General features: G+C 60.6%; 12 protein-coding genes. 1 reads left to right on the top strand and 11 read right to left on the bottom strand.

Annotation, left to right across the window (positions count from 1 at the left end):
- Positions 1-210: 210 nt before the first annotated feature.
- The 10 genes from ASC74_RS21590 to gabT form a co-directional block, all read right to left on the bottom strand.
- Positions 211-651, bottom strand: coding sequence for a CBS domain-containing protein (locus ASC74_RS21590; protein ID WP_046046902.1), 441 nt, complete (start codon positions 649-651; stop codon positions 211-213).
- Positions 652-691: 40 nt separating this feature from the next.
- Positions 692-1,069 carry a nitrite reductase small subunit NirD gene (nirD, locus tag ASC74_RS21595; RefSeq protein ID WP_008156769.1) on the bottom strand — a complete coding sequence of 126 codons (378 nt, stop codon included), beginning with the start codon at positions 1,067-1,069 and terminating at the stop codon, positions 692-694.
- Entirely contained in the window at positions 1,069-3,630 is a 2,562-nt protein-coding gene (nirB, locus tag ASC74_RS21600) for a nitrite reductase large subunit NirB (protein ID WP_056743918.1), read from the bottom strand. Before nirB ends, nirD begins: the two co-directional genes overlap by 1 nt.
- Before the next feature lie 94 nt (positions 3,631-3,724).
- Positions 3,725-3,865, bottom strand: a complete 141-nt coding sequence (locus ASC74_RS31665) for a hypothetical protein (RefSeq protein WP_156400838.1) — start codon at positions 3,863-3,865, stop codon at positions 3,725-3,727.
- Between the two features lie 125 nt (positions 3,866-3,990).
- Entirely contained in the window at positions 3,991-5,334 is a 1,344-nt protein-coding gene (locus tag ASC74_RS21605; RefSeq protein ID WP_056743922.1) for an OprD family porin, read from the bottom strand.
- A gap of 66 nt (positions 5,335-5,400) precedes the next feature.
- On the bottom strand, positions 5,401-6,606 hold the full coding sequence (locus tag ASC74_RS21610; protein ID WP_056743923.1) for a DUF1624 domain-containing protein: 1,206 nt from the start codon (positions 6,604-6,606) through the stop codon (positions 5,401-5,403).
- Between the two features lie 28 nt (positions 6,607-6,634).
- A complete protein-coding gene (locus ASC74_RS21615) occupies positions 6,635-7,405 on the bottom strand; it encodes a DUF4198 domain-containing protein (protein WP_236713324.1) in 771 nt (256 codons plus the stop codon).
- Positions 7,406-7,821: 416 nt separating this feature from the next.
- Positions 7,822-8,310, bottom strand: coding sequence for an Lrp/AsnC family transcriptional regulator (locus ASC74_RS21620; RefSeq protein WP_008055821.1), 489 nt, complete (start codon positions 8,308-8,310; stop codon positions 7,822-7,824).
- Between the two features lie 45 nt (positions 8,311-8,355).
- Positions 8,356-9,012, bottom strand: a complete 657-nt coding sequence (locus ASC74_RS21625; protein WP_056743925.1) for a 2-haloalkanoic acid dehalogenase — start codon at positions 9,010-9,012, stop codon at positions 8,356-8,358.
- A gap of 95 nt (positions 9,013-9,107) precedes the next feature.
- On the bottom strand, positions 9,108-10,400 hold the full coding sequence (gene gabT, locus ASC74_RS21630; RefSeq protein WP_056743927.1) for a 4-aminobutyrate--2-oxoglutarate transaminase: 1,293 nt from the start codon (positions 10,398-10,400) through the stop codon (positions 9,108-9,110).
- A 272-nt stretch (positions 10,401-10,672) separates the two neighbouring features.
- Here gabT and ASC74_RS21635 point away from each other — a divergent pair, with 272 nt between their 5' ends.
- The gene (locus ASC74_RS21635; RefSeq protein WP_056743978.1) at positions 10,673-11,599 is read left to right on the top strand and encodes a 2-hydroxyacid dehydrogenase; all 927 of its coding nucleotides are present in this window, start codon (positions 10,673-10,675) and stop codon (positions 11,597-11,599) included.
- A 123-nt stretch (positions 11,600-11,722) separates the two neighbouring features.
- On the opposite strand, the gene ASC74_RS21640 is transcribed toward ASC74_RS21635, so the two are convergent.
- Positions 11,723-12,802, bottom strand: a complete 1,080-nt coding sequence (locus tag ASC74_RS21640) for a tartrate dehydrogenase (RefSeq protein WP_056743929.1) — start codon at positions 12,800-12,802, stop codon at positions 11,723-11,725.
- Positions 12,803-12,812: the final 10 nt, after the last annotated feature.

Here is a 12,812-nt window from a genome sequence, read left to right on the forward strand (position 1 = left end):
CCCCCGGCCATGGATGGCCGATGGCGGCGGGCCCCCGGAGCAATGCCGGAGTGAGGGCATGCCGAGCCTAGGCGAGGCACCGAATGGAGGGGCAAAGCGTTTTGCTTCCTTTTGGGCGTCTGCAAAAGGGAGTCGCTGTAAAAGCGAAACCGTAATCAGCCAACACCGCAGAAACGGATATGTCCCCCAACCTTAGTGACGCTGACCGGTCTAGTGCCCGCGAATGTAATGCTCCAGCTGCCGAATCAAATCCGCCTGTTCAACAATGGCCTCCTTGACCAGATCCCCAATCGATAACAGCCCCATCAGTTCGCCACCCTCCATCACCGGCAGATGACGCAGATGGCTGTCAGTCATAACCGCCATGCAACGCTCAATACTCTGCTGACTGTCAGCCGTCACCACGGGCGCACTCATGATGTCCCGCACCGGCGTACCAACCGAAGAGCGCCCCTGCAGCACGACCTTGCGCGCATAGTCGCGCTCGCTGATCACGCCGACCACCTGCCCGGCCTCGATCACCGGAAGCGCACCCACGTTCTTTTCGGCCATGATCCTCAGCGCTTCAAGGACCATCTCATCGGGCGCGATGCTATGCACCTGACGGTTTTGCACGACCTTGAGTTTCAGCAATTGTGCGGCTGTTTTCATAAATGCCTCCGATGCGGATACGCGATGCTGTTGAACAGGCTCAAGCCACCCCGACTTCCACCACGCCGCTGTTCAACCGCACGGGCCAGACACGCAGACGCTGTTGCGGGTACTCCAGGCAGCTGCCGTCCTCAAGGCGGAAATGCTGTTTGTAGATCGGCGACGCAACCACCAGATCACCCTTGATGCTGCCCACCAACCCGCGACCGATCACATTCGCCCCGGATTGCGGGTCATGGTTGTCGATGGCATAGAGGGTCCGACCCTCGGCACCCGGCAGGTAGAACAACGCCACTTGCGCGCCATCGAGCCAGACGACAACGCCGGAGTTGCTGACCAGGTCCTGTTGCTCGCACACCGTTTGCCAGGCCTCGGGGTTTTCCAGGGAATCGATGCGTTGGGTATTGGACTGGCTCATCAGGCAATCTCCTCGGAAACAGGGATAAGGTTGAGTTCGGCGGCCATGATCGGGCGCCGCTGGCCGCGTTCCTGGACAAAGTGGATGTCCGGGTCCGGGCGTTTATCGTTGACGAAGGTACGGAAGCGCTTGAGTTTTTCCGGGTCTTTGAGGGCGTTGGCCCACTCGCATTCATAGCGGTTGACCACCAGTTGCATCTGCGATTCGAGCTCTTCACCCAGCCCGAGGCTGTCGTTGATGATCACGTCCTTGAGGTAATCGAGGCCGCCCTCCAGGCTTTCGCGCCACACCGACGTACGCTGCAATTTGTCGGCGGTGCGGATGTAGAACATCAGGAAGCGGTCGATGTAGCGGATCAGGGTCGCATCGTCGAGGTCGGTGGCGAACAGCTCGGCGTGGCGTGGACGCATGCCGCCGTTGCCGGCGATGTAAAGGTTCCAGCCTTTCTCGGTGGCGATCACGCCAACGTCCTTGCTCTGGGCCTCGGCACACTCACGGGTGCAACCGGACACCGCGAATTTGAGCTTGTGCGGCGAGCGCAGGCCCTTGTAGCGGTCCTCGATGGCCAGGGCCATTTGCACGCTGTCTTGCACGCCATAACGGCACCAGGTGCTGCCGACGCAAGACTTCACTGTGCGGGTCGACTTGCCGTAGGCATGCCCGGTTTCAAAACCGGCTTCGATCAGCTCGGCCCAGATGTCCGGCAATTCATGCAACTGCGCGCCAAACAGGTCGATACGCTGGCCGCCGGTGATTTTGGTGTAGAGGTCGTATTTCTTCGCCACCACACCGATCGCGATCAGTTTGTCGGCGGTGATTTCGCCACCGGGGATGCGTGGCACCACCGAATAGGTGCCGTTTTTCTGCATGTTGGCCATGAAGGTGTCGTTGGTGTCCTGCAGCGGCACCAGTGAGGCGTCCATGATCGGCTGGTTCCAGCACGACGCGAGGATCGAGCCCACCGCCGGTTTGCACACGTCGCAACCGGTGTGGCCACGGCCATGCTTGGCCAGCAGTTCTTCGAAAGTGATCACCCCTTCTACCCGCACCAGCGCATAAAGCTCTTGGCGGGTATAGGCGAAGTGTTCGCACAGGCTCTTGTCGACGCTGACGCCACGGGCAATCAGCTCATGTTCGAAAACCTGCTTGAGCAGCCCGGCACAACCACCGCAACCGGTGCAGGCTTTGGTCTGCGACTTGAGCAGGCCGAGGTCGGTGCAGCCACCGTCGATGGCCGAGCAAATGGAACCCTTGGTCACGTTGTGGCACGAGCACACCGTGGCCGCTTCGGGCAACGCGCCCGGGCCCAGCGTCGGCGCGCCTTCGGACGACGGCAGAATCAGACTGGCGGGTTCCGCCGGCAGCGCAATCGCGTTCTGCATGTATTGCAGCAGCGTGTCGTAATAGCTGTTGTCACCGACCAACACCGCACCGAGGACGTGCTTGCCCGTGGCATCCACCACCAGGCGACGATAGCTGGCCGTGGTTTCGTCGATGAACTGATAACTGCGCGCGCCCGGCGTGCTGCCGTGGGCGTCGCCGATGGAGCCGACATCGACGCCCAACAGCTTGAGCTTGGTCGACATGTCCGCGCCCATGAACGGCTCGGCGGTTTCGTTGCACAGCAGTGCGGCAACACCGCGTGCCATTTGGTAGCCCGGGGCGACCAGGCCAAAAATGCTGCCGTTCCACGCGGCACACTCACCGATCGCATAGATGTTCGGATCGCTGCTCTGGCATTGGTCGTCAATCACCACACCGCCGCGCGGGCCGACTTCCAGCGAGCATTGACGGGCCAGTGCATCTTGCGCACGGATACCGGCGGAAAACACGATCAGGTCGGTTTCCAGGAATTCGTCATTGGCGAAGTTCATCCGGTAGCGGTATTCCTCGCCTGCGCTGATCGATTGCGTGCCGCGCGACAGGTGCACACCGACGCCGAGGCGTTCGATCTGCGCCTTGAGTGCACGGCCACCGTATTCGTCCAGCTGCACCGGCATCAGGCGCGGGGCGAATTCCACCACATGAGCTTCCAGCCTCAGGGTTTTCAGGGCGTTGGCCGCTTCCAGACCGAGCAAGCCACCGCCGACCACCACACCGCGTCGAGCGTTGCTTGCCGCGGCACGAATGGCGTCGAGGTCTTCAAGGGTGCGATACACCAGCCGCGAATCGCCCTCGGCGCCTTCGATCGGTGGCACAAACGGATAGGACCCGGTGGCCAGCACCAATTTGTCGTAGGAGACACAGCCTTGCGCAGTGATCACCTGACGGCGGGCGCGGTCGATTTCCAGGACCGGCACCCCCAGATGCAGCGTGACGCCCGGGGTCTGGTACAGCGAGGCTTCACCGAGGGCCAGCGACTCGGCATCACGGCCGGAGAAATACTCGGAAAGGTGCACGCGGTCGTAGGCACGCATCGGCTCCTCGCTGAACACGTGCAGCCGATACTGATCAAGGGCACCGCGTTCGATCAGCTGTTCGACACAATGATGTCCGACCATGCCATTGCCGATCACGATCAGCGTTTGCAGCTTGTTCAAAGTGGCAACATTGGAATTCATAAGAGACATCCGTCGATAGCTGTTCAAAAAGCAAAAAAAACGCCTGAAACCTTGCGGTTCCAGGCGTCTTTGCCTGTTCATTTACGGTGCTAAGTCAGGCATCTATGCCGGATCCACCGATGTTGCCCGCGACCTGTTCGGCCAATCGATCGTCGTTGACCGAGGGGGCTGCCCACTCGACTGCATTCACAGTGGGCCTGAACAGTGTCTTGCAGACTTTGTGCCAGTCGGCCATCGGCAGTCCTTGGGCCAGTTAACGTTGACTAAGGAAGCCCGTGAACGCCCGATATTTGCCTTCGCATAGTGCAGAGGCGTGTTGCGCGGCCTTATAAAAGTGCACAAAGGCGATCCGGTTCCGGATCAGAATTTGCCACCTAGCGGGTATTCGATCGCCAGGCGGATCTGATTGGCGTCCAGTTCTGCTTGCGCCGCATTCCCGCGATGAACCGCATGGCGCAGGCTGAACGCGAGGTTTTTCGCAACGCCCGACTGCACCACGTATTTGGCCTGCAGATCACGTTCCCAGTGCTTGCCGCCCTGCCCGTAACCCAGCCATTTGTATCCGCCGTTCGGGTCCATGTGCGTACCGTCGATGCCGCTGCCGCGCACGTACAGTGCGCCGAAGGTCAGGCCGGGAATGCCATAGCCGGCCATGTTCAGATCGTAGCGCGCTTGCCAGGATGCCTCCCGGGGTGCGTTGAAATCGGACAGCGCCACGGCGTTGCTCAGGTAGATCGCGCCACGGGTCACGTAATCGAAGGGCGTGTCGCCATCGACCTTTTGATAGCCAAGGCCGAAGCTGTGGGCCCCGAGCTTGTAGGTCGACAGCAAACTCCAGGTGGTGTTGTCGATGCGGCCGGACAAGGCTTTGCCGGTGTCCTGGGTTCGGTACAGATTGAGATCAAAGATCAGGTCCTGGCCTTGCGCCAACGGCTGGGTGTAGACCGCGCCCAGGTAATGCTGTCGCCAGGTGTCGGCGTAATCCGCGCTGAACAGGCTGGCGTTGAGTCCTTTGACCGCCGTGTTGCGCACCCCCACCAGGTCGAAGCTGTCGCCCTGTTTGCCGTTGGAGTAATTGACTACAAAGCCTTGGTCATGGCTGGTGGCGTTGCGATCGGTGCTCTCGTTGAAATGTCCGCCATACAGGGTCGTGGCGGGCAGTTCGCGACTGGTCAGCAGCCAGCCGGTGGCGGTCTCCGGCAGCAAGCGGCTGTCGGAGGAACCGAACACCGGGGTTTTTACCCGCTGCTCGCCGTAACGCAATTCCGTCGAGGAAAACCGCAGCTTGGCCACGGCACCGCCACGGCTGAACTCATCCTTGGGGTGCCCGTCATTGTCCACGCCCAACACCCGCGCCTTGCCGGCCCGGCCGCCGCCGCTGTCCAGTTCCCAGCCGGAATACACATGGGCGTCCAGGCCCAAGCCCACAGTGCCGGCGGTGTAGCCGGAGGTGAAATCGGCCATCAGGCCGTAGGCCCACTCCTCGGCCAGGTCGCTGCGTTCGGCGCGGGGCTTGAAGGCATTGCGCGCGCCATTGCTCAGTGAGCCGTGTTCATAGTCGCGACGGTCGTAGAGGCTGCGGTTGAGCAGGCTCCATTGGCTGTCCTCGATAAAGCCTTTTGCGGTGTCTTGCTCTGAAGCCAGGGCGAGCAGAGACTGCCCGCCCAATGCCAATAGCAGGGTATGCGTCGATAGGGTTTTCACAGTGCAACTCCACAGAATTCGGGGTCTGCAAGGTGTCCCGCCGAACGGGGGACACCGTAGGTCACCTCAGAGGTATTTGAGGATCGCGATATCGCGGCGGCGCTGTTTGAGGTTGGCGAACCAGCGCGTCGGGAAGAACAACAACACCCCGAGGATCACACTCCACAGCCACACCGTGGGCAGGTTGTCGAAGCCATAGTAGGCACCCTGATTGGCGCCCCAGATCGCGACCGCCACCAGGTACATGGCCTTGAGTACGTACAAGTGCAGCAAATAGAAGAACATCGGCGCCCCGCCGTAAATCGCCAGGGTTGCGGTGGACCAGCGATCCTGCAGCTTCTCGAACAGCGCCAGCAAGATCAGCGAAAGGCCAATCGTCGGCATCAGGAACATCAGCGAGGGCGGGTACTTCTTGGCGCTCATGAAACTCATGAAGGTGCGCAACGCATCACCGGTCTGCACCCAGGGTTTCTCGCCATAGACGTTCAGATAGCGAATGAACACGAACGCTACAAGCAGGCCGGCGCCCAGTTTGAGCAGGCGGGAAATCCGCTCGGCCGGGGCCGTGTCCTTGCCGAACCACGGCCCGATTCCCCACCCCAGCAGGATCACGCCAATCCAGGGCAATACCGGGTAAGTGGTGCGGGCCCGGGTGAATTCGGTGATGTCGATGAACACCCGCTGATGCAGGATCGACCACGGCACAAAGAACGGCGATTCCGGCCCCACGGTCACGCCATCGAGCAGGTTGTGCCCGGCGACAATGGCCACACCGAGCACAATCAACCAACTGCGTTTGAAGTGCAGCAACCCGGCAAGCACGATCATGCAGATGCCGATGCACCAGATCACCTGCAGCCACAAGGTCTTGGGCGGGAACTCGGCGTTCCAGGCAAAGCACACGAAGGTGACTTCGAGAAACACCAGGAACAACCCGCGCTTGAGCAGGAACACCGAGGTTTCTTTCGCTGTGTGTTTCTGGCTGTAGAGCCAGGCCGACAAACCGGTGAGGAAGATGAACGCCGGGGCGCAGATCTCGCTGAGCATGCGGGTGAAGTACAGGTCCGGCGTGACGCTCAACGCATCGATCGGGTCGGTGACCTGACGGTGCAGCAGAAAGGTTTCCCGCACATGGTCGATCAGCATCAACAGCATGACGAAGCCGCGCAAGGCGTCGATCGCCAGCATGCGGGTGTTGGCCTTGACGGCACTGGTTGCAAGCGCAGGGGAAGCGGCTGTCGCCTGCCCTGCCAATCCTGAAGATGGGGTCATATCAGTCACTCATGTAGTGGTCGAGGGGTCAGGCCTGTTTCTTCAGCCTGGCGACTTCCGATGCCGGTAGCTGCGACGGCGCGCGCGGCAATGGCGTCTGGCCCTGTGATCGATAGAACGACAGTGTCGAACTGAAGCTCTTTATATCGAACGGTTCGGCTTTGCCTTGAGGACTGATGCGTTCGCCGGGCGTGCGGTCCTTGTATTCCACGGCCACCACGTAGGTGCCCTGCCACGGCAGCTCGAAGCTGACTTTGCCCGCGGCGTCGGTGCGCTGGGTGAACACTTCACCGGAGCCGGTTTCCAGCACCACGTCCTGGTCGGCCAACGGTTTGGACGCATAGAACACCTGGAATTGCGCCTTGCCTGCATCGGCGACGCCGGTGGGCACGATGTCCAGGGTCAGTTCCGGGGTGCGGGCGCGCAAGTCGCCAACCCAACGGGTCGCTGGCGTCCAGTGGGTCTTCAGCGCCTTGTCGGCCTCATGAATATCGAAGATCGGATAGTGCGGGTCCTGGGCCAGCAGCGAGTCATCGGCCCGGGTTTGATGCGCCACCGCAAAGGCCTGGCGCTGCAAGGTCAGTGTTAACGGCTGGGACTTGTTGCTGATCGACCAGCCCTTGAGTTGCTGGAACCGGTCCATCCCGCCCGGCGTGACTTCCAGCATGTTCTTGTCATATTCCCCGTAGTACAACGCCAGGGGTTGCCCGGGTGGTTGTTCATACCAGATCTGATGCGCCTCGCTGCTGCTCGCCAGCAATAAGACGCCGTAACCCAATAGTGCTTTTGCGTTGCTCATTCGCATTTTTTTACGCTCCGATTGGTGTTATTCAGCGGTTTGTTGCAGCCGTCTCATCCTGTGGAATCAGCGACTTCAAAAACCGCTCCCCTCTCTCTGAACGCATTACAGCGCAGAGACTTTTGCGCTTTGCTCTGAAATCAGTGCATAGGGGGCAATCGGCAACTGTTTTTGTGGCTTGAAACAGCCGTTTATGCGGCTTGCGCCAGGATGAAGCGCGTTGAGGGGATCTAACGAACTCATGTCCAAACGCGGTGCAGGTGGCGCTGCAAAACAAATGTGGGAGCGGGCTTGCTCGCGAAAGCGGTTTGTCAGTCGACATTTCTACCGACTGATACGGCCTCTTCGCGAGCAAGTCGAATCGTCGCACCGCCGCTCCCACAGGGGATTTGTATTGGGTTTGGGAATGGAGTCTGTCAGTGGCGCAGCAACTTGCGCAGCGGCACGCCGTCCTTGAGCACTGGAGATTTGATGACGATGTAACTGAAGTACTTGGAGATGCCGATGTTCTTGTCCAGCAGGCTTTCGATCACTTCCTGATAATGCTGGATGCTGCGGGTCATGAAGCGCACCAGATAATCGTAGCCACCGCTGATCAAATGGCACTCGAGCACTTCGTCCACCAGACGGATGTTGGACTCGAACTTGGCGAAGTCTTCGCGCTTGTGGTCGCTCAAGGTGATTTCGGTAAACACCGTCACCGAATCGGTGATCTTGGCCAGGTTCAGGTGCGCCTTGTAGCTGGAAATATACCCGGCCGACTCAAGCCGTTTGACCCGTTGCAGGCAGGGACTGGCCGACAACCCCACCGCATCGGCCAGGCTGACGTTGGTCATGCGCCCGTCCTTTTGCAGCTCAACCAGGATGCTGATGTCGATTCGGTCCAGTTTGACTAACCCTTCCATTGCGTACCTCTTGACTGCCGTTTGTAAGACAATCTTCTAGCAAAATCAGCGCCGTAAAGACAGCTGATGCTGAGCTACCAGATCCGCCATGCTGTTAATACAGTAATCCGCCGCGCACGGCGTGGGGTGTTTTGACCGGCCGCGACAGATCAGGCACACGTCTTTGGCCGCCTGTCGACCGACCGAAGGACGGGTCACTTGCAGGATGCTGCCGGGTTCAAGCTCGTTGACCTTCAACCACTCTGGATCAAGCAAAGGGTCGCTGGCCAGTGAAATGAAATCGTCGGGCATGATCCCCAGTCGCTCACACAGCAGCCCTCGATCCTCGGCATCCCGGTCGCCGTGCACCAGCAAGCGGTAGAACTTGCGCAGGTACAACATCGCCCCGGGCGCGTCCTCGAACAGCGACCAGCCGGCCACCGAACGGGCAAAGCTCATGCCCTCCTCCCAACTGGCTTTCAGGCCCCAGCGCTCGGCCAGCTGGCGATGGGCGAAACACAGCACGCCACTAAAGCCCAGCTCAGCGAAACGCGGATACAGCGCTTGCACCACCTCGCTGTATTCGGCCAGCACCTGTTCCTTGTCCGGATGACCGCCTCGGCTGTCCAGCAGCGGTTGCAGTGCCGTCCAGACACCCGAGTCCCGATCGACCAGGACCTCATCGCAATCAATGAGCAGTGCTCGATAATCAGTCAGCCCCATGGTGCGCAAAGCCTCCGATGATGCATTCCATCAATCCATGCTCCATAAACGCTCACGGGCGATGCCTTGTGGCACCGCCCCGAGCGGCCATGAGCTCAGTTCAAGACGCGTGCCAATGCTGCTTCAAGAATCTGCAGCGCTTCATCGACCTGTGCTTCGGTGGTCACCAGCGGTGCGAGGAAGCGCAGCACGTTGCGGTACACACCGCATTTGATCACCAGCAAGCCGCCGGCCCGGGCTTCATCGATCAGCCGCTGATTCAGGTCAGCGTCCGGCGTGCGGGCCGCGTCATCCTTGATCAATTCGATCGCCAGCATGAACCCGGTGCCGCGCACGTCGCCGATTTGCCCGTGACGGGCCTGCAAACGCAGCAGCCCCTGACGCAAACGCTCGCCCAATGCTTCGCCGCGGGCCAGCAATTGTTCCTGCTCGAAGGCCTCGATCACCGCCAGCGCGGCGGCGCAGGACAAGGCGTTGCCACCGTAGGTGCCGCCCAGGCCACCGGGCAGCGGCGCGTCCATGATCTCGGCTTTGCCGACCACCCCGGACAACGGCAAGCCACCGGCCAGACTCTTGGCGACGGTCACCAGGTCCGGCTGTATCCCGGCGTGCTGGAAACCGAACCACTTGCCGGTACGGCCGAAACCGGTCTGGATTTCATCGAGAATCAGCACGATGCCGTGCTTTTCAGTCAGCGCGCGCAGGGCCTGGAGAAACTCCGCCGGTGCCGACAGGAAACCGCCGTCACCCTGCACCGGTTCAATGATGATCGCGGCGACACGCTCAGGGGCAACCTGGGTGGCCAGCAACTCGTCGAGGGCCTTGAGCGCCATCTCGCTGGTGACGCCACGATAGGCATTCGGATACGGGGTGTGGAACACCTCCGGCGCGAACGGCCCGAAGTTCTGTTTGTAGGGCTGGCTCATGCCGGTCAGCGTGGTGCCGAGCAAGGTACGACCGTGGAAACCACCGCGGAAGGCGATCACGGCCGAGCGGTTAGTGTGAGCGCGGGCGATCTTCACCGCGTTTTCCACCGCCTCGGCGCCGGAGGTAAAGAACGCCGCTTTATACGCTTCCTTGCCACCGATCATTTCGCACAGACGCTGGGCCAGGTCCAGATAAGGCTTATAGGCCACCACCTGGAAACAGGCGTGAGAGACCTTTTGCAATTGCGCCTGCACCGCAGCGACCACCTTCGGGTGGTTGTGACCGATGTTCAACACACCGATGCCGCCGACAAAATCCAGGTAGCGCTTGCCGTCCACGTCCCACAACTCGGCACCTTGGGCGCGATCGATCACCAACGGGTGAGCGGTCACCAGGCCACGCGGCACGAATTGATCGCGCTGACGGAGCAAATGAGGGGTTTCGTCGACTTTGCTATTCATGGCATATCCCATCGTGAGTCCGGCAACCGGGAGGTGGTTGCGATGGTGTTCAGGTTAAGCCTTGCGCGAAACGATCTACGCCGAACTTGGCCCCTGAGAAATTCGGATCGACTGTTTTCACCCTGCCAAACGGCAGATTCCTTTCACCCGCCGAATCTGCCGGGCCGTCGCCGATCGAACATCGCGAAACCCGTTTAACCCGGCCCTTTCGACAGATCCTGCGCTGACGTTGCGCGATGATGGACAACACCTTCATCCCTCAGGACATGCCCATGGCCCTGCTTTATAAAGCTGACCCTGTGCGCGGCGAACAGTGGAAAGCGCTGTTTGCCGAACACGCCCCGGATATCGAATGGCGCGCCTGGCCGGACATCGGTGATCTCGCGGACATCGAGTACCTCGCCGCCTGGCAGGCACCCGACGATCTCGAGGTTTTGCTGCCGAATCTGAAAGTACTATTTGCGTTGTCCGCCGGGGTCGATCAACTGGACCTCAGTCGCTTGCCCGAGAGCTTGCCGGTGGTGCGTCTGCTGGACCCCGGCATCACCCGTGGTATGTGCGAGTACGCCAGTTTTGCGGTGCTGAGCCTGCACCGGGACATGCTGCGTTATCGCCAGCAGCAAATGGCGCGGTGCTGGCAGGCGCACTTGCTGCAACCGGCGGCCACGCGCCGGATCGGGGTCATGGGCCTTGGCACCCAGGCTCAGCAGATTCTGGCGACGTTGCAGCCGTTGGGCTTTGCCTTGTCGGGTTGGGCGCGCAGTGCGCATCAGGTCGCTGGCGTGGAGTGCTATGCCGGGCGCGAGCAACTGCCGGCGTTTCTCAGTCGGTGCGACATTCTGCTGTGCGTGCTGCCGCTGACTGAGCAGACTCAGGGCATTCTTGATCGTGAGTTGTTTCGGCAATTACCCCTTGGCGCGGCGTTGATCAACATGGGGCGTGGCGGGCATCTGGTGGAGAGTGATCTACTGGAGGCGCTGGACAGCGGGCAGCTCAGTGGTGCGGTGCTGGATGTGCTGCAGGAAGAACCGGCGCCGAAGGATCATCCGTTTTGGGATCATCCGCAGATTCTGCTGACCCCGCATATTGCCGCGATGACACAGCCGGAGAGTGCGTTTGGGGTGTTGTTGGAGAATATTCGGCGGTTTGAACAGGGTAAGCCAATGGTGGGCCAGATCGACCGCACCCAAGGTTACTGAACTCAACACATAACAACTGTGGGAGCGAGCCTGCTCGCGAAGACGGAGTGTCAGTCAACATCCATGTTGAATGTAAGTCCGCCTTCGCGAGCAGGCTCGCTCCCACATGAGTGAGTGCTGAACTCAAAGGTTGTCGGCGATGGCTTTGCCGACGTCCTGAGTCGACCCCTTCCCCCCCAAATCCGGCGTAATCGGCCCCTGCGCAATCACTCGCTCAATCGCCTGCAAAATCCCGTCATGCGCCGCGCGATAGCGCTCGTCCCCATTCCCCAGAAAATCCAGCATCAACGCCCCTGACCAGATCATCGCAATCGGATTGGCAATGTTCTGCCCATAGATGTCCGGCGCCGAGCCGTGCACCGGTTCGAACAGCGACGGAAAGCGACGTTCAGGATCAAGGTTGGCCGACGGCGCAATACCAATGGTCCCTGCACACGCCGGGCCCAGGTCGGAAAGAATGTCGCCGAACAGGTTCGACGCCACCACCACATCAAACCGGTCCGGTTGCAGCACGAAACGCGCGCACAGAATGTCGATGTGCTGCTTGTCCCAGGTGATGTCCGGGTACTGCGCCGCCATCAATGCGGTGCGTTCGTCCCAGTACGGCATGCTGATGGAAATCCCGTTGGACTTGGTCGCCGCCGTCAGACGCTTGCGCGGTCGAGTCTGGGCCAGCTCGAAGGCGAACTTGAGAATCCGGTCCACGCCGCGCCGGGTAAACACCGACTCTTGCAGCACGAACTCATGCTCGGTGCCTTCAAACATCTTGCCGCCCACCGACGAATACTCGCCCTCGGTGTTCTCGCGGATCACCACGAAATCGATGTCCCCCGGCTTGCGTCCGGCCAAGGGGCACGGCACGCCGGGGAACAGCCGCACCGGACGAATGTTCACGTACTGGTCAAAGTCCCGACGAAACTTGAGTAGCGAGCCCCACAGGGAAATGTGGTCCGGCACCTTGTCCGGCCAACCCACGGCACCGAAGTAGATCGCGTCGAAGCCCTTGAGCTGTTCAAACCAGTCGTCGGGCATCATTTGCCCGTGTTCCAGGTAGTAATCGCAATGCGCCCAATCGAGCACTTCGATGCTCAGATCCAGCTGCCATTTCTTCGCGGCCTGCTCCAGTACTCGCAGCCCTTCCGGCAGCACTTCCTTGCCGATGCCATCGCCGGCAATCGCGGCGATTTTGAATGTCTTGCTCATCAATCTGCCT

The sequence above is a fragment of the Pseudomonas sp. Root329 genome, assembly GCF_001424925.1.
Lineage (GTDB): Bacteria > Pseudomonadota > Gammaproteobacteria > Pseudomonadales > Pseudomonadaceae > Aquipseudomonas > Aquipseudomonas arabinosi.

Excerpts from the sequence above, each read along its gene's own strand:
- ASC74_RS21590 (WP_046046902.1), bottom strand. The coding sequence starts at position 651 with ATGAAAACAGCCGCACAATTGCTGAAACTCAAGGTCGTGCAAAACCGT.
- nirD (WP_008156769.1), bottom strand. The coding sequence starts at position 1,069 with ATGAGCCAGTCCAATACCCAACGCATCGATTCCCTGGAAAACCCCGAG.
- nirB (WP_056743918.1), bottom strand. The coding sequence starts at position 3,630 with ATGAATTCCAATGTTGCCACTTTGAACAAGCTGCAAACGCTGATCGTG.
- ASC74_RS31665 (WP_156400838.1), bottom strand. The coding sequence starts at position 3,865 with ATGGCCGACTGGCACAAAGTCTGCAAGACACTGTTCAGGCCCACTGTG.
- ASC74_RS21610 (WP_056743923.1), bottom strand. The coding sequence starts at position 6,606 with ATGACCCCATCTTCAGGATTGGCAGGGCAGGCGACAGCCGCTTCCCCT.
- ASC74_RS21615 (WP_236713324.1), bottom strand. The coding sequence starts at position 7,405 with ATGAGCAACGCAAAAGCACTATTGGGTTACGGCGTCTTATTGCTGGCG.
- ASC74_RS21620 (WP_008055821.1), bottom strand. The coding sequence starts at position 8,310 with ATGGAAGGGTTAGTCAAACTGGACCGAATCGACATCAGCATCCTGGTT.
- ASC74_RS21625 (WP_056743925.1), bottom strand. The coding sequence starts at position 9,012 with ATGGGGCTGACTGATTATCGAGCACTGCTCATTGATTGCGATGAGGTC.
- gabT (WP_056743927.1), bottom strand. The coding sequence starts at position 10,400 with ATGAATAGCAAAGTCGACGAAACCCCTCATTTGCTCCGTCAGCGCGAT.
- ASC74_RS21635 (WP_056743978.1), top strand. The coding sequence starts at position 10,673 with ATGGCCCTGCTTTATAAAGCTGACCCTGTGCGCGGCGAACAGTGGAAA.
- ASC74_RS21640 (WP_056743929.1), bottom strand. The coding sequence starts at position 12,802 with ATGAGCAAGACATTCAAAATCGCCGCGATTGCCGGCGATGGCATCGGC.